The organism is Stenotrophomonas sp. TWI700, from assembly GCF_039673645.1.
Taxonomy (GTDB): domain Bacteria; phylum Pseudomonadota; class Gammaproteobacteria; order Xanthomonadales; family Xanthomonadaceae; genus Stenotrophomonas; species Stenotrophomonas maltophilia_AA.
This window is the reverse complement of the sequence record NZ_JBDJMB010000015.1, coordinates 29,385-45,919: the sequence shown is the minus strand read 5'-3', so window position 1 is coordinate 45,919 and position 16,535 is coordinate 29,385. Positions and strand designations below refer to the sequence as shown.

At 68.6% G+C, this 16,535-nt stretch carries 10 protein-coding genes; 6 read left to right on the top strand and 4 right to left on the bottom strand.

Features of this window, described 5'->3' with window-relative positions; all coding sequences use genetic code 11:
* Positions 1-22: 22 nt before the first annotated feature.
* The 4 genes from ABE473_RS12085 (at position 23) to ABE473_RS12070 (ending at position 3,880) form a co-directional block, all read left to right on the top strand.
* Positions 23-721 carry a response regulator transcription factor gene (locus ABE473_RS12085; protein ID WP_346489645.1) on the top strand — a complete coding sequence of 233 codons (699 nt, stop codon included), beginning with the start codon at positions 23-25 and terminating at the stop codon, positions 719-721.
* Positions 711-2,093, top strand: a complete 1,383-nt coding sequence (locus ABE473_RS12080; protein WP_346489670.1) for a sensor histidine kinase — start codon at positions 711-713, stop codon at positions 2,091-2,093. Before ABE473_RS12085 ends, ABE473_RS12080 begins: the two co-directional genes overlap by 11 nt.
* Positions 2,090-3,142, top strand: coding sequence for an ABC transporter substrate-binding protein (locus ABE473_RS12075; protein ID WP_346489644.1), 1,053 nt, complete (start codon positions 2,090-2,092; stop codon positions 3,140-3,142). Before ABE473_RS12080 ends, ABE473_RS12075 begins: the two co-directional genes overlap by 4 nt.
* Before the next feature lie 87 nt (positions 3,143-3,229).
* Positions 3,230-3,880 carry a response regulator transcription factor gene (locus ABE473_RS12070; protein WP_176988249.1) on the top strand — a complete coding sequence of 217 codons (651 nt, stop codon included), beginning with the start codon at positions 3,230-3,232 and terminating at the stop codon, positions 3,878-3,880.
* A gap of 10 nt (positions 3,881-3,890) precedes the next feature.
* On the opposite strand, the gene ABE473_RS12065 is transcribed toward ABE473_RS12070, so the two are convergent.
* Positions 3,891-6,536, bottom strand: coding sequence for a PAS-domain containing protein (locus tag ABE473_RS12065; RefSeq protein ID WP_346489643.1), 2,646 nt, complete (start codon positions 6,534-6,536; stop codon positions 3,891-3,893).
* A 75-nt stretch (positions 6,537-6,611) separates the two neighbouring features.
* Positions 6,612-7,778 (bottom strand): porin, encoded by a 1,167-nt coding sequence (locus tag ABE473_RS12060; protein ID WP_346489642.1) that lies wholly within the window; start codon positions 7,776-7,778, stop codon positions 6,612-6,614.
* 262 nt (positions 7,779-8,040) lie between these two features.
* On the opposite strand from ABE473_RS12060, the gene ABE473_RS12055 reads away from it, so the two are divergent.
* Positions 8,041-9,390, top strand: coding sequence for a dicarboxylate/amino acid:cation symporter (locus ABE473_RS12055; protein WP_346489641.1), 1,350 nt, complete (start codon positions 8,041-8,043; stop codon positions 9,388-9,390).
* A gap of 199 nt (positions 9,391-9,589) precedes the next feature.
* Positions 9,590-11,881 carry an NADP-dependent malic enzyme gene (locus ABE473_RS12050; protein WP_346489640.1) on the top strand — a complete coding sequence of 764 codons (2,292 nt, stop codon included), beginning with the start codon at positions 9,590-9,592 and terminating at the stop codon, positions 11,879-11,881.
* 549 nt (positions 11,882-12,430) lie between these two features.
* Here ABE473_RS12050 and ABE473_RS12045 read toward each other — a convergent pair.
* Both ABE473_RS12045 and ABE473_RS12040 read right to left on the bottom strand, forming a co-directional pair.
* Positions 12,431-13,129 carry a basic secretory protein-like protein gene (locus ABE473_RS12045; RefSeq protein ID WP_346489639.1) on the bottom strand — a complete coding sequence of 233 codons (699 nt, stop codon included), beginning with the start codon at positions 13,127-13,129 and terminating at the stop codon, positions 12,431-12,433.
* On the bottom strand, positions 13,126-16,476 hold the full coding sequence (locus ABE473_RS12040) for a GH92 family glycosyl hydrolase (protein ID WP_346489638.1): 3,351 nt from the start codon (positions 16,474-16,476) through the stop codon (positions 13,126-13,128). Before ABE473_RS12040 ends, ABE473_RS12045 begins: the two co-directional genes overlap by 4 nt.
* Positions 16,477-16,535: the final 59 nt, after the last annotated feature.

Below are 16,535 nucleotides of genomic sequence, written 5' to 3'. Positions count from 1 at the left end.
CCACCTTTCCCGATCCCGACCGATGCGCATCCTGCTGGTGGAAGACAACCCGGACCTGGCCGACGCGATCGTCCGTCGCATGCGCCGCAGCGGCCACGCCGTGGACTGGCAGAGCGACGGGCTGGCCGCGGCGAGCGTGCTGCGTTACCAGAGCTTCGATCTGGTCGTGCTCGATATCGGCCTGCCCAAACTGGATGGGCTGCGCGTGCTGGCCGGCATGCGCGAGCGCGGTGACAGCACCCCGGTACTGATGCTGACCGCGCGCGACGGGATCGAGGACCGCGTGCAGGCGCTGGACGTCGGCGCCGACGACTACCTGGGAAAACCATTCGATTTCCGCGAATTCGAAGCGCGCTGCCGCGTGCTGCTGCGGCGTACCCGGGGCCAGGCCAGCGAGGTGGTGCAGATCGGTGGCTTCCAGTTCGACAACGCCGCGCACCGGGTCAGCCTGGATGGCCAGCCGATCGAACTGCCCAACCGTGAGTACCGCCTGCTGGAGATCCTGATGGGACGGCTGGGGCAGGTGGTCGGCAAGGACGAGATCGGCAATGGCCTGTTCGGCTTCGATGACGAGGCCGGTCCCAACGCGATCGAACTCTATGTCGGCCGTCTGCGCCGCAAGCTGGCCGAGGCGCCGCTGCGGATCGTCACCGTGCGTGGCAGCGGCTATCTGCTCGAAGCGCATGACGCCACGCCCGACGGCGGCGCCGATGGCGGCTGAGGCCCGCGCGCCGACGTCGATCCGGCGCACGCTGTGGCTGTACCTGGGCGGCCTGATGGCGCTGTTCGCCGTGGCGTTGTTCTTCGGTGCGCGCGATTACGGCCAGCGCGCCGCCAACCGTTCCTACGATCACCTGCTGGTGTCCTCGGCACTGTCGATCATCGATTCGGTGGCACTGGTGGATGCGCAGTGGCAGGTCGATCTGCCGTACGCCTCGCTGGACCTGCTGGCGATGGCGCCGGAGGACCGCGTGTTCTATCGCGTCTCCGATGCACGCAACCAGACCGTGACCGGCTACGGCGATCTGCCCGCGCCGCCGCGCGCGCCGACCGATCGCCCGCAGTTGTTCGACGCGCCCTACAGCGGGGAGACGGTGCGCTTCGTGGTGGTGTCGCGCCGGGTCTCCTCGCCGTCTGCACAGGGCGAAGTACGCGTGCAGGTGGGGCAGACGCGACGGGCACGCGAGGCGCTGGCGCAGGATATGGTGACCCGCGCGCTGGTCGCGATCGTGGTGCTCTCTCTGTTGTCGCTGGCACTGGTCGCGCTCGGCGTGCACCGCGCGCTGCGGCCGCTGGTGCGGGTCGAACGCGAGCTGTCCCGGCGCGAACCGTCCGACCTGCGTCCACTGGACGCCGCCACGCCGCAGGAGATGGACCAGATGGTCGGCGCGCTGAACCACTTCATGGGCCGGCTTTCGAGCAGCAATGAAACCCTGCGTGCCTTCATGGCCGAGGCCGCGCACCAGATGCGCACTCCCCTGGCGGCACTGCGTGCGCAGGCACAGCTCGCGCTGGACGATGAAGATCCGGAGGACATGCGGCGCAGCCTGCAGGCGATCGAGCGCAATGCCACCCACATGAGCCGCCTGCTCAACCAGCTGCTCAGCGATGCCAGCGTGATCCATCGCGCCAACCTGCAGCGTTTCGCCCTGGTCGACCTGGCCGAGATCGTGCACCAGGCCCTGCACGAGGCCTTGCCGCAGGCATTGCCCGCACCTCGCGTGCAGCTGGCGGTGACCAGCGATCCGGCGTGGGTCAACGGCGATGCACTGCTGCTGCGCGAAGCGATCAAGAACCTGATCGACAATGCGCTGAAATATGGCGGCGACGGCGTACTGCAGCTGGCGCTGACCACCGATGACACCCACTGCGTGCTGACCATCGCCGACCACGGCCCGGGCATCGCACCGGCCGATGCCGAACGCGTGTTCGAACGCTTCGCTCGTGGCGAAGGCGCCGCGGCCGGCGGTGCCGGACTGGGTCTGGCGATCGTCAAGCGCGTGGTCGACAGTCATAGCGGCCACATCGATCTGGCCAACCGTGTGGGTGGCGGGCTGGTCGCCACCATCCGGCTGCCGAGGAGGCACGCATGAAACGCTGGCATGGCCTGTTGATGTTGCTGTTCACCACCACGGTCTTCGCTGATCCGGGCGATGTGCAGCGCTTCCCGGCGCAGGGCGCGCCCACCGCGCAGCTGCGCATCCACGGTTCGACCGATATCGAAGTCTTCGCTACCGTGATCGCCGATTACCAGCGGCTGCATCCGGGCACGGAGATCCTGTACGAGGACGTGATCACCCAGGATATCTACGCCCGCTACCTTGGTCAGCGCGAGGGCACGCAGGCACCGGACATGCTGATCAGCAGCGGCATGGACCTGCAGACCAAGCTGGTCAACGATGGCCACGCGCTGCCGCACCGCTCGGCGCAGACCGATGCGTTGCCGGCGTGGGCGCAGTGGCGGCATGAAGCCTTCGGGATCAGCTACGAGCCGGTCGCGATGGTCTACAACACGAATGCACTGCCGGCGGCGCGGGTGCCGCGCACGCGCCGCCAGCTGCTTGAACTGCTGCGTGCGCCGGACGCGCCGCTGCAGGGCAAGGTGGGCACCTACGATGTGGAGCGCAGCAGCGTCGGCTACCTGCTGGCCACCCAGGACGGCCAGCGCGGCAGCATGGCCGGTGCGTTGCTGGGCGCGCTGGGCGACAACGGCGTGCACCTGGAAGAGCGTACCGGCGTCCTGTTGGACCAGGTGAGCAGCGGCAAGCTGTCGCTGGTCTACAACGTGCTGGGCTCCTATGCGCAGGCCCGCATCGAGGCCGGCGCACCGCTGGGCATCGTGGAACCGGAGGACTACACACTGGTCGTGCTGCGCACCGCGGTGATTCCGCGCGGTGGCCGGCATCCGGAAGAAGCCCGCCGCTTCCTCGACTATCTGCTGTCACCGCGCGGGCAGCAGGTGCTCTCCCGCGAGGCGCGGCTGATGCCGATCCTGCCGGCGGCGGGCGAGCGCCGTGGCGCTTCGCCGGAGCGGAGCTACCGTCCGATCCAGCTCGGCCCGGGCCTGCTGGTGTACCTGGACGGACTCAAGCGCCGCCAGTTCCTGGAAGCGTGGCGCGGCAGCATGCAGCAGGAGCGGTGAGGCCGCCAGCGGGCGGCCCGCGCATTCCATCTGCGCGGGAAGCAGCAGTGACGGCCGCTGGCCGTCAACCTCATTACAATCGACCCCATGAGTGACATCACCGTTCTGGTCGCCGACGACCATCCCCTGCTGCGTGCCGCTGTCGTGCATTCGCTGCGCCAGGCGCTGCCGCAGGTCAATGTGATCGAAGTGGCCAGTGCCGCGACGCTGGAAAGCGCGCTGGGCCAGCACCCGGAGATCGAGCTGGTCCTGCTGGACCTGACCATGCCCGGCGCGCGCGGGTTTTCCTCGCTGCTGCATGTGCGCGGATCGCACCCGGACATCCCGGTCGTGATCGTCTCGTCCAACGACCACCCGCGCGTGATCCGCCGCGCGCAGCAGTTCGGCGCCGCCGGCTTCATCCCCAAATCGGCGCCCGCCGAGACCATCGGCCAGGCGGTGGCCGCCGTGCTTGACGGCGGCGTGTGGTTCCCGGCCATGGCCGCCGAACGCTCCGAGTCCGATGCCCTGCTGGCCGCGCGCCTGGCCCAGCTCACCCCGCAGCAGTTCCGCGTGCTGCTGAGCCTGGCCGACGGCCTGCTCAACAAGCAGATCGCCTACGAGCTGGGCCTGGCCGAGAACACGGTCAAGGTGCACGTCACCGCGATCCTGAAGAAGCTCGAGTGCCACAGCCGGACACAGGCGGCGGTGCTGGTGAAAGCGCTGGAGCCGGAAGGGGATGCCGGCGCCGGACTGTAGAGGCTCAACCTCAGCTGCGATGCCGCACCAGCAGTTGTGTCATCAGCGCCCGCAACGCCGGTGGGCGTACCGGCTTGGACAGGAAGCCCCAGCCATTCTCCATCGCCTGCGCCTTCAACGCATCGTCGCGCTCGGCGGTGACCAGGATCACCGGTGGGCGTGCCTGCCACAGCGTGCACAGTGCTTCGTACAGGTCCGGGCCGTGCCACTGGCCCATGCGCACGTCCAGCAGCAGCAACTGCGGCGGGTTGAAGGCCGAGGCGATCTCCAGCGCCGGCTGCGGGCCATCGGCCAGCGCCACCGTGCATCCCCAGCGTTCCAGCAGCGCGCGGGTAGCCGCGCATACGCGCGGGTCGTCGTCGATGCTCCAAACCCGGCAGCCGCGCAGCGGGCTGTCGTCGCCCGGCTCGGCGTTCGGCACCGGGGCGGCGGCGGGAAGGGGTACGTCGGCGGCGGCGCCCAGCGGTACGTCCACCGCGAACACGCTGCCGCTGCCCAGGGTGGAACGCAGGTGGATGCGGTGCCCCAGCAGGCGGCCGATGCGCTCGACAATCGCCAGGCCCAGCCCGGCGCCGCGCTCCTGGTCCACGCCGTCATCCAGGCGGCGGAACTCTTCGAAGATCTCGCGCTGCAGGCTCTCGGGAATGCCGGGGCCCTGATCGTGCACTTCGATACGCAGCTGATCGCCGGCGCGCCGGCAGCCAATGAGCACGCGGCCGCGCGGGGTATATCGCAGCGCGTTGGAGAGGAAGTTCTGCAGGATGCGGCGCAGCAGGGCTTCGTCGCTCACCACCACCGCGCAGGTGTCCACCCAGTCCAGCTGCAGACCACGGCCTTCGGCGGCAATGCCGAATTCGCGCGCCAGCGTTTCCAGCAGCGGCGACAGCGCGAAGGCATGCACGTGGGTCTGCAACGTGCCGGACTCCAGCCGCGAGATGTCCAGCAGGCTGTTGAGGATGGAATCCTGCGCGGCCAGTGCAGCGTCGACATGCTCGCTCAATTCCCGCGCATCGCCGCCCAGCTTGCCGCGCAACACCGAGACGAACATGCGCGCCGCGTTGAGCGGCTGCAGCAGATCGTGCACCGCCGAGGCCACGAATCGTGATTTGTAGCGGTTGGCGCGCTCGGCCTCGCGCCGTGCTTCGTCCAGATCGCGGGTGCGCTCGGCCACGCGATGCTCCAGGGCATCGGCCAGCGAGCGCAGCTCGCGCGCGGTGTTCTTGTAGCTGGTGATGTCTGCATAGCTGGTCACGAAGCCGCCGTCGGGCAGGGGATTACCGCGTATTTCCAGCACGGTGCCGTCGTCCTTCTCGCTCTCGCGCATGTGCGGGCGGCCGCTGCGCAGATGGTTGAGGCGACGCTCGATCGCTTCTTCGATCGGCCCGGGCCCGAGCAGGCCACGGCGTGCGTTGAAGCGGAAAATCTCTTCGATCGGCCGCCCGACCTGGATCAGGCCGGACGGAAACCGGAACAGCTCCAGATAGCGCGCGTTCCACGCCACCAGCTTCTGCTCGTTGTCGATCACCACCACGCCCTGCGGCAGGTGCGCCAGGCTGCGGCTGAGACCGCTGTCGGCCTGTTGGGCGGCCTGCAGCACGCCGTCCTGCGCGGTACGCAGCTCTTGCGCATGCTGTTTGAGCACGCTTTCCAGTTCGCGCCGGCTGCGCTGGCGATGGGCGGCCAGGCGCCGCCGCTGCTGGATGAACAACATCAGGAAGCCCAGTGCCAGCCATGCCGCACCGCCGCCGATGGCGGCACTGCGCCCGGCGCTGGTGGCAGCGCCGGCATCGTGCAGCAGGTGCAGGTTCCACTGCTCCTCGGGCAGCGCCAGGGTCTGCCAGAGCATCTCGCCCGGCAGCACCGGATCGAGCAGGTGGACCATGCGGCCGCCATCGTCGAGCACGCTGCCGGTGCGTACCCGCAGCGGTTGCAGTGAGCGGTCGGCGTACTGGCGGCTGTCGAGCATCTCGCTGCGTTCGGCGGCGCCCAGCGGCCGCAGCAGCCGGTAGCGCCAGGCGTCGCGGTTGGCCAGGAACACCACATCGTGCTCGTCGCTGGCCAGCACCACGTCCGGGCTGGTCAGCCATTCCTGCTCCAGCGCGGCCAGTTCGATCTTGATCACCACCACGCCGATGCGCGCGCCGTCTTCCTCGATCGCCTGCGACAGGTAGTAGCCGGGCACGCCGGTGGTCATGCCGATGCCGTAGAAGCGGCCGTGGCCGGTGGCCAGCGCCTGGCGGTAGTAGGGACGGTAGCTGTAGTCCTCGCCGACGTTGCTGCTGGGCTGGTCCCAGTTGCTGGCGGCCACGGCCACGCCGTCACGCCCGACCAGGGTCAGGGTGGAGGCGCGGGTGACCTGGTTGGCGCGCTGCAGTTTCAGGTTCAGCCGCTGGCGGGCGGCGGCATCGGGGCGCCGCTGCAGCGCCCCGCGCAGGTCCGGGTCCAGCGCCAGCACCTGCGGCAGCGTGCCAAAGCGGTCGATGCGCTGCTGCAGGCCCTGGGCGTACAGCTCCAGCTGACGCTGCACCTGGCCGCTCTCGGTGGCCAGCGCGCGGCGCCAGGCGTAGTGGCCGGCCGCGGCCGCGCACAGCACGGTGCCGCCGATCATCACCAGCAGGGTCAACAGCAGGGTGCGGTGGCGGCCGAGCCAGTACATGGGCGGCAGTCTACGATCGCGCGGCGGGGGTGGTGTGCACGCCCGCCGCGCCGGTTGCGGTCGGCGGCGCAGGGCTCAGAAGTGCATCTGCGCGCGCAGTTCGAAGATTTCCGGCTGGCTGCGCACGCCACGACGGCTGGCATCGACCTTGACGTAGTTCGCCTGGAACTTGAAGTGCGAGGTCAGGTACCAGTTGGCGCCGAGGGTCCAGTCGTGCTGGCGACCGCCGAACACGTCGGCATCATCCAGATCGATGCGGCTGTAGCGGGTGACCAGCTCGACCGCACCGTAGTCGTGGGCCGGCTTGACGTTGGCCACGGCGCCGGCGTTGTACGGGCGCGATTCCCCGGTCAGGATCCAGCTGGCCATCGCGTACTGGCCGTTGCCGGTGTAGTCCGGCTTGCCGTCACGGCTGACCGTGGTCTGCAGCGCTTCGCCCTGCAGCGAGAACGGGCCGCGGATCCAGATGCCTTCCAGGCCGGTACGCACGATCTTGTCGGCGGTGGTCAGCGCACCGGAGTCGACCAGGCGGATGTCGGTCAGGCCGGCTTCCGGACGTGCGCGCAGGCGGGCGCTGGCCGGGTGCGAGACATCGCGGCCATCGCGGTACCCGCGCGGATTTTCCTGCGAATAGGCCAGGCCCAGGTGGATCACGTCGCCTGCGGCCTTGACCGGGGTCCACACGGCACGCCCGGCCTGGGTGGTGCCGGGGTTGTCGCCCTGCAGGTCCTTGCCGCCATAGGCGCCGGCCTGCAGCAGGTACTGCGGGCGCTCCAGCACCCATTCGGCACCGGTGCGGCGGCCTTCGTAGAACGCCTGCACGGGCAGCGCGGTCTCCAGGAAGCTGCCGGCGCGCGAGGAGGTGCCCGCGTCCAGGCCGACCGGGGTCTTCATGTAGCCGAAGCGGAAGCGGCCGATGTCGCTGCCGAAGAAGGCCTTGCTTTCGAAGCGGACGAACACGTCCAGCCAGGTGTCGGCCTGGAAGTCGTAATAGACCATGGCGTCGTACACGCCCTTCTTCTTCAGGGTGGCGCCGAATTCCTTGCGGCGCACGGCGTCGGCATCTTCGATGCCGCTGTTGCCGGAGAAGTCGTTGAGGTCGTAGGCGATGTTGGCAGTGGCTGCCAGCTCGGTACCGTCACTGAAGGTGGTCTTGGTCGGCCAGTTGTCCCAGTCGGCCGCGGTGGCGGCGAGCGGGGCGGTGGTCAGGGCCAGGGCGATGAACAGGGGCGTAGGGCGCATGGGCGGTAGCTGCTAGATAAGGGTAGGGCAGAACAACAACGGCCGCGGACGGCAAATCTGTGGGGCTGTCGCCCCTGATCCGCAGCCGGGCCACCCGCCGCCGTGGGGGCGCGGTGCCGGGGCAGTGTAGGCAGTCCGGCCAGCTGAACCGGGGGGCTAGTACCAATAGGTTATCTGCGTTGGCGAGATGCGGGCGTAAAAAGGCCACGCCAGATGCCGCCCCGCGCGGCCGGCATCCATCGTGACACTGCCGGAGCTTCCCATGCACGTTCCCACCACCGCCCCGCTGGCGGCCAAGCCGCTGCCGTTCTACCGCCAACTGTATTTCCAGGTGGTGGTGGCGATCGTCCTCGGTGCCATCCTCGGCCATTACGAGCCGGCCTTCGCCGAATCGCTCAAGCCGCTGGGCGACGCCTTCATCAAGCTGGTGAAGATGATCATCGCCCCGGTGATCTTCCTGACCATCGTCACCGGCATCGCCGGCATGACCCACCTGCGCACCGTGGGCCGGGTCTTCGCCAAGTCGATGGCCTACTTCCTGTTCTTCTCCACGCTGGCCCTGGTGGTCGGCATGGTGGTGGCGCACGTGGTGCAGCCGGGCGCGGGCATGAACATCAACCCGGCCGACCTGGACCAGACCGCGGTCAACGGCTACGTGCAGAAATCGCATGAGCTGACCCTGGTCGGCTTCGCGATGGACATCATTCCGGCCACCCTGATCAGTGCCTTCGTCGAGGGCAACATCCTGCAGGTGCTGTTCGTGGCGGTGCTGTTCGGCGTCGCGCTGGCCCTGACCGGCGAGAAGGGCCGCCCGGTGCTGACCTTCCTGGAGGCGCTGACCGCGCCGGTGTTCCGCCTGGTCCACCTCCTGATGAAGGCCGCCCCGATCGGTGCGTTCGGCGCGATCGCCTTCACCATCGGCAAGTACGGGGTCGGCTCGCTGGTCAACCTGGCCTGGCTGGTCGGCTCGTTCTACCTGACCGCCTTCCTGTTCGTGGCGGTGATCCTGGGCGTGGTCTGCCGCCTGTGCGGGTTCTCGGTGTTCAAGCTGGCCCGCTACCTCAAGGCCGAGCTGCTGCTGGTACTGGGCACCTCGTCTTCCGAATCGGCGCTGCCCTCGCTGATGGAGAAGATGGAAAAGGCCGGCTGCAGCAAGTCCGTGGTGGGCCTGGTGGTCCCGACCGGCTACTCGTTCAACCTGGACGGCACCAACATCTACATGACCCTGGCGGCGCTGTTCATCGCCCAGGCGACCAATACCGAGCTGACCCTCGGCCACCAGATCGCCCTGCTGCTGGTGGCGATGCTCAGCTCCAAGGGCGCGGCCGGCGTCACCGGGGCCGGCTTCATCACCCTGGCCGCCACCCTGGCCGTGGTGCCGGAAGTGCCGGTGGCCGGCATGGCACTGATCCTGGGCGTGGACCGCTTCATGAGCGAATGCCGCTCGCTGACCAACTTCATCGGCAATGCCGTGGCCACCGTGGTGGTCTCGCGCTGGGAAAACGCGCTGGATCGCGACCGCCTGGCGATGGTGCTCGACGGCCGCGAAGCCGAGCTGCCGCCGCTGGTCGTCGACGACCTGCCGTCGAGCCTGCCGACCCCGGCGCACTGAGCCCGATGGCCTGATTGTGTGGTGCATGGTCGTGCCGTTCCTGCCGGGGCGGGACGGCCATGTTTTGTTTTGAAGGCCCGGTACGCGGTGCTGGATTATGTGCGGTTGCAGCATGACCGCGACAGCGTAGCGACAGGTCCGTCCACGCCAACGGGGGTATGATCCCCTGTTCCTCTCGCCCATTCATCTGCAGAAAGCGATGTCCAACGAAGATTTCAAACAGGCAGCCCTCGACTATCACCGGCTCTCGCCGCCCGGCAAGATCAAGGTCACCGCGACCAAGCCGATGTTGACCCAGCGCGATCTGTCGTTGGCGTACTCCCCGGGCGTGGCACACGCCTGCGAGGCGATCATGGCCGACCCGCAGCAGGCCAGTGAACTGACCGCCCGCGGCAACCTGGTCGCCGTGATCTCCAACGGCACCGCCGTGCTGGGCCTGGGCAACATCGGCCCGCTGGCCGGCAAGCCGGTGATGGAAGGCAAGGGCGTGCTGTTCCAGAAGTTCGCCGGCATCGATGTGTTCGACATCGAGATCGATGAGAACGACCCGGACAAGCTGGTCGACATCATCGCCTCGCTGGAACCGACCTTCGGTGGCATCAACCTGGAAGACATCAAGGCACCGGAGTGCTTCATCGTCGAGCGCAAGCTGCGCGAGCGGATGAACATCCCGGTGTTCCATGACGACCAGCACGGCACCGCGATCATCGTCGGCGCGGCCGTGCTCAACGCCATGCTGGTCACCGGCAAGAAGATCGAAGACGTGAAGCTGGCCACCACCGGCATGGGCGCGGCGGGTATTTCCTGCGTCAACATGCTGGTCTCGCTGGGCCTGAAGAAAGAGAACATCCTCGCCTTCGACCGCGATGGTGTGATCCACACCGGCCGCACCGACCTGGACCCGGAGAAGGCGCGTTACGCGCGTGATACCGACAAGCGCACGCTGGCCGAGATCGTCGACGGCGCGGACATCTTCCTGGGCCTGTCGGCACCGGGCATCCTGACCGCGGACATGGTCAAGACCATGGCCAAGGATCCGGTGATCTTCGCGCTGGCCAACCCGACCCCGGAAATCATGCCGGAAGTGGCCCGTTCGGTCCGCCCGGACGCGCTGATCGGTACTGGTCGTTCGGACTACCCGAACCAAATCAACAACGTGCTGTGCTTCCCGTACCTGTTCCGTGGTGCGCTGGACGTCGGTGCGACCGCGATCAACGAAGAAATGAAGATCGCCTGCGTGCACGCGATCGCCGCGATGGCGCGCCGCGAAGCCAGCGACCTGGGCTCGGCCTATGGCGATGAGACCCCGAGCTTCGGCCGCGATTACCTGATTCCGCGTCCGTTCGATCGCCGCCTGCTGGTGGAGCTGTCGGCCGCCGTGGCGCAGGCCGCGATGGATTCCGGCGTGGCCACCCGCCCGGTCGCCGACATGGGCGCCTACCGCGAGAAGCTGGCCCAGTTCGTCTACCGCACCAGCCTGATGATGAAGCCGGTCTACGACCGCGCGCGTTCGGACAAGCAGCGCGTGGTGTACGCCGAAGGCGAGGAAGAAGTGGTGCTGCGCGCGGTGCAGAACGTGGTCGATGAGGGCCTGGCGCAGCCGATCCTGATCGGCCGCCCGGACGTGATCGAATCGCGTATCGAGCGGCTGGGCCTGCGTATGAAGGCCGGTGTCGACTTCGACATCACCAACATCAACGACGACCCGCGCTTCAACGAGTACTGGCAGTACTACCACAACCTCACCGGCCGCCGCGGTGTGACCGTGGCCGCCGCCAAGAACCTGATGCGCTCGCGCCCGACGCTGATCGCGGCGGTGATGGTGGCGCGCGGCGAAGCCGACGCCATGCTGACCGGCGTGGTCGGGCGCTTCCACAAGAAGCTCGGCTACGTGCGCAGCGTGCTGCCGCTGGAAGCGAAGGTGACCTCCACCTCGGCGATGACCGGCGTGATCAACCAGCAGGGTGTGTTCTTCTTCGTGGATACCCACGTGCAGGAAGACCCGAGCGCCGAGCAGATCACCGAAGCCACGCTGCAGGCGGCGTACCGCATGAAGCTGTTCGGCATCGAGCCGAAGGTGGCCCTGCTGTCGCACTCCAACTTCGGCAGCCACGATTCCCGCGACGCGCTGAAGATGCGTGCGGTCCGCGAAATGCTGCTCAAGCGCAACCCGCGCCTGAACGTGGATGGCGAGATGCAGGGTGATACCGCATGGGATGAAGCCCTGCGCCAGAAGCTGCTGCCCAACAGCACGCTGAAGGGCCGCGCCAACCTGTTCGTGCTGCCGAACCTGGAAGCGGCCAACATCGCCTACAACCTGGTGCGCGTGTTCACCGACGGCGTGGCGATCGGTCCGATCCTGATGGGCGTGGCCAAGCCCGTGCACATCCTGACCACCAGCGCGACCTCGCGCCGCGTGCTCAACATGACCGCCATCGCGGCCGTGGATGCGCAGATCCGCAAGCAACTGGAGGCTGAGAAGAACGCGTAAGACGTTCTTTCCAGCGTCAGTTGCCAGAACGCGCCCTCCGGGGCGCGTTCTGGTTTCGCGCAGCGAAACGGGTAGCTGCCGACCGTTGGTCGGCAGGCATCAGTGAAAGGGACCGGCGCGACGCGACGGTCCCTTTTTGCCTTTGGCCTGCGGTCGTTGTTGCACCTGCATCTGCCACACGCGCGCCGCGCAGCCGTCACCCTCCTGCAACCTCCCAAGCGCCCAATACCCCCACGCGGCCCGGCCGTGGTGGCGCTCCGGTGGGGGCGTCGCCACCCTGGGCCCGACCAGATCCTCCACGGTCAGCCACGGGAACGGTGTCATGCGCCATCGACGGACGAAGCGGTATTTCCAACAGCTGTTCGCGCTCTACGCCGGGTTGGTCGGCGCGCGCTGACCCACGAAAGCGTACCGACCCACGATCGGTACCTGCCATCGCCCCGTGGGCACCGATGGCACCGATGGCCCCGATGGCACCGATGGCACCGATGGCACCGGTAGTGCCGGCCGCTGGCCGGCTCCTCCCGGATGCCGGACCACCACCTGCAATCAGCGTGTCCGCACGTACTGTTCCCACAACGCCGGCAACGCCACGCCGCTGAGTGTTTCCCACAGCGCCGGCGTATAGCGCCCCTCGCGCAGCGCGCCATCAAGCGCCTTCACCAACCCTGGATGCTGCGCCTCGCTCCAGGCCAGGAACGCACCGGTCACTCGATAGCCGGTATCGAAGTTCTGGTCCGGCTTGACCTGCGTCGGCAACGCCCAGCCCGCCCCGGCGTTGTCCCTGCCGTAGCGGTCGCGCGCGTAATCGGCGATGCCTTCGACCAGCCAACCCGGCACGCGCGCGTTGGCGTACTCCGGGTAGCCCTGCACGATGTGCATTGCCTCATGGGTGACCAGATCGATGTCGCCCGGGTGCGTGTGCAACCAGGCCGGGTTGATCGTGATCGTCGCCGCCTGCGCCTTCTCACCGACAAAGGCGATGCCGTCGTAAGCCGGATCGATGACGATGCCGACCTGCGTCGGCGCGGCCGGATGGAAGTCGGCACGTTCGCGCAGATACGCACCGAAGAAGGTCTCGATGATGCGCCCGCGCACCGGCGCGGCCAGCGCATCGCCGGCGTCGCGGTAGTGCAGGGTCACGCCGTCGCGGGTCTGCGTGGTTTCGAACGCATGCACATCGGCGACCCCGGCGGTGACGAGCAGGGCGGCCAGCAGGCCACGGGTGATCGGCAGGGCAGTCCTCATCGCGCCGCCGCCGGCGCGAGCAGCTCGACTTCCGCCAGTTGCAGACGGCCGGGTGCACCGATGCGCAGCCGGTACTCGGCGTAGCGCCCCGGCTGGGCAATGCGGAACGGGCGGGTCTGCATCGCCCACGCGAACGCCTCGCCCCGGCGCTGGTCGACCTGCACCCAGCGGCCACCGGCGGTGCGCGCCTCCAGGGTCCATTCACCGCCGCGGATCGGGCCATTGCCGCTGGTCAGCGTGTACATCGATGGGGTGCCCGCGGCGACGTTGCTGAAGGTGATCGTGCTTGCTCCGCCCAGCGGCAGCGCCGTGGCGGCATCGTCATCGATCAGGGCCTCCGCCGCGCGGCCATCGCCGAGCTGGGCGGTGGCACCACTGCCCAGCAGATCATGCAGCAGGGCCGGCTGCTGGCCGCGCGCGGTGAGCGAGCGCGGCGCATCGTCGGGACCGGTGCCCCAACGCGAGGGTTCCGGGCCCATGACGAAGTCCAGCGTGGCGCCCTTGGCGAGCAGGTCGTGCGGCAGCCAGGTCCTGGTCCACGGTTTACCGTTGACCTTCAGCGACTGCACGTAGATGTTGCGGTCCGAGTTCTCCGGTGCGTTCACGGTCAACACCGCGCCACCCTGCAGCTCGACGCGGGCGTGGCGGAACAGCGGCGAACCGATCACGTACTCCGGCGCGCCCATGCGCAGCGGGTAGATACCCAGCGAAGCGAACAGATACCACGCCGAGGTCTCGCCGTTGTCCTCATCGCCCGGGTAGCCTTGGCCGATCTCGCTGCCCAGGTACAGGCGCGACAGGATCTCGCGCACGTGCTGCTGGGTCTTCCACGGCTGCCCGGCATACAGGTACATCCACGGGATGTGGTGCGCCGGCTGGTTGCTGTGTGCGTACATGCCCATGCGCACATCGCGCGCTTCGGTCATTTCATGGATGGTTCCGCCGTAGGAGCCGGAGAACGCGGCGTCGGCGGTTTCCGGCGTAGCGAAGAACGTGTCCAGCTTGGCCGCCAGCTGATCGCGGCCGCCGTACAGCGCCGCCAGGCCTTCGCCGTCGTGCGCGGCGGTGAAGGCGAACGTCCAGCCGTTCGATTCGGTGTAGTCATGGCCCCACACGCGCGGGTCGTAGTCCTTGGCTGCCAGCCGCCAGCTGCCATCCGGCTTGCGGCCCTGGAAGAACCCGGCGGCGGGATCGAACAGCGTGGCATAGGTGCCGGCGCGGTGACGGAAGTAATCCGCCTCGGTGGCATAGCGCTCGCGCGCGGCCGGCGTATCGGCCTGCTTGGCCAGCGCCTCGGCCATGTTGGCCACGCCGAAATCGTTGAGCGCGCCTTCCATCGTCCACGACATGCCTTCATGCACATCGGCGGTGGCGTAGCCGCGGAACGTGGAGCGGTCCATGCCCTTGCGCCCGACATGGCGATCCGGCGGGACCACGGTCGCGTTCTTCAGTGCGGCCGCATAGGCCTCCTGCGCGTCGAAGCCGCCGATGCCCTTCAACCACGCATCGGCGAAGGCCACGTCCGAACTGGTGCCCACCATCAGGTCGGCATAGCCGGGCGAAGACCAGCGGGCAACCCAGCCGCCGGCGCGGTACTGCTCCAGGAAACCCTGCACCAGTGCGCCGGCATCGTCCTTGGTGAACAGTGCATAGGCCGGCCAGGTGGTGCGGAAGGTATCCCAGAAGCCGTTGTTGACGTAGACCTTGCCATCGCGCACCGGCGCGAAGCTGCGCGTGGCGCTGCCGTCGGTGTTCTCATCCGAGGCGCTGGCTTGGCTGGCGTAGCGCCAGTCCGGCGCGGCCGCGGTACCGGCGTTCTCGTGCCCGGAGTTCGGGTAGAGGTAGAGGCGGTACAGGTTGGAGTACAGGGTGGTTTTCTGGTCGTCGCTGGCATCGCCCACGTCGAAGCGGGCCAGGCGCTGATCCCAGGCATCCTGCGCGCGCGCCGCCACGCGATCCACATCGTCGGTGGCGGCCAGTTCCAGCGCGAGGTTGTGGCGGGCCTGCTCGACCGAGATCAGCGAGGTGGCGATGCGCATCGCGACGCGGCGGTCGGTGCCGGCGTCGAACTTGATGTAGCCGGTCGGGCGGCCGGTCTTCACCGTCCCGCTGCTGCGCCACGGGCGGTCGAAGCTGGCCACCACGTACATGCGGGTGGCGCCGGTGGACAGGCCGCTGCGCGTGTCGGTGTAGCCGGAGAGCGTCTGTGTCGCGGCATCGAGGGTCAGCCCGCCGCGCGCGTCGACGTTGTCGAACAGCAGGTTGGCATCACCGCCTTCGGGGAACTCGAAGCGGAAGATCGCGGCGTGGTCGGTCGGTGCGATCGCGGCGGCGATGCCGTTGTCGAAGCGCACGTCATAGCGGTACGGGCGGGCCTGCTCGTTGTCGCGGGAGAACGTGAGGGCGCGCTTGCTGCGGTCGGCTTCGGGCACGCCCCGGCTCGCCGACGGCATCACCTGGAAGGTCTGGCGGTCGCCCATCCACGGGCTGGGCTGGTGGCTCAGCGCCAGCGCCTGCAGGCGGGGCCGGTTGGCGGCATCGTTCTGTTCGTTCCAGCGGTACAGCCAGGTCAGCGAGCCGGCATCGGTCACCGGCGTCCAGAAATTGAAGCCGTGCGGCACGGCCGTGGCCGGGAAGTTGTTGCCGCGCGAGAAGGTGCCGTTGGCCTGGGTACCGCGGGTGGTCAGCACCCAGTCCGAGGGGCGCTGCGGGGTGCTGCGCGGCTGTGCCTCCAGGCGGACATCGTCGATCCAGCCGGCCACCGGTGCGCCGTCGGCACTGGCGACCTCCAGCTCCAGCGCGACCACGCGGCGACCGCGCAGGGCCGGGACATCGCCCAGACGGACGGCTTTGCGTGCCCATTGCTGCGGGTACAGCGTCTTCGAGTCGCCCTGTGCCCGCGCACCCAGCGCGACGCCGTGGTGATCGCGCGCGCCACTGGCCGAGACGTGGGTGCCGTCATCGAGCACCAGGTCGAGCGAGACGTAGGTGGAAGCCACGGTGTCCTTGCCGACGATCTCGGGCAGCACCAGCCAGGAGAGGGTGGTATCGGCGTCGATGGTCAGGTCGGTCTGGAACAGCGGGCGCCGCGCCGCGCCCCCGGCACTGGCGTAGTGCAGCGCGTGCAGCCCGCTGTAACCGACGCCGGGCTTGGCGGCGTAGGGGGAGGTGGGGCCATTGCCGATCCGCACCTGCAGCGCGCCGTCGCTGGCGGCCGGCGCCGGTTGGCCCGGCTCGAAGGAGGTCTGCAGGCCCTGCGCGGCGGCCGGCAGGGCGATCGATGCGCAGGCCAGCGCCAGGGCGAGGGGAAGGGCGCGGCGGGCGGGGCGCAGGTCGGACAGGGTCATGCAAGGGTCTCCCGGGAAGGGCAGGCGGCAGGCAGGACCCGCATCGATGGCCACGGCGG

Coding starts and splice junctions, on each gene's coding strand:
- ABE473_RS12060 (WP_346489642.1), bottom strand. CDS start 7,778: ATGCGCCCTACGCCCCTGTTCATCGCCCTGGCCCTGACCACCGCCCCG.
- ABE473_RS12080 (WP_346489670.1), top strand. CDS start 711: ATGGCGGCTGAGGCCCGCGCGCCGACGTCGATCCGGCGCACGCTGTGG.
- ABE473_RS12040 (WP_346489638.1), bottom strand. CDS start 16,476: ATGACCCTGTCCGACCTGCGCCCCGCCCGCCGCGCCCTTCCCCTCGCC.
- ABE473_RS12045 (WP_346489639.1), bottom strand. CDS start 13,129: ATGAGGACTGCCCTGCCGATCACCCGTGGCCTGCTGGCCGCCCTGCTC.
- ABE473_RS12050 (WP_346489640.1), top strand. CDS start 9,590: ATGTCCAACGAAGATTTCAAACAGGCAGCCCTCGACTATCACCGGCTC.
- ABE473_RS12055 (WP_346489641.1), top strand. CDS start 8,041: ATGCACGTTCCCACCACCGCCCCGCTGGCGGCCAAGCCGCTGCCGTTC.
- ABE473_RS12075 (WP_346489644.1), top strand. CDS start 2,090: ATGAAACGCTGGCATGGCCTGTTGATGTTGCTGTTCACCACCACGGTC.
- ABE473_RS12070 (WP_176988249.1), top strand. CDS start 3,230: ATGAGTGACATCACCGTTCTGGTCGCCGACGACCATCCCCTGCTGCGT.
- ABE473_RS12065 (WP_346489643.1), bottom strand. CDS start 6,536: ATGTACTGGCTCGGCCGCCACCGCACCCTGCTGTTGACCCTGCTGGTG.
- ABE473_RS12085 (WP_346489645.1), top strand. CDS start 23: ATGCGCATCCTGCTGGTGGAAGACAACCCGGACCTGGCCGACGCGATC.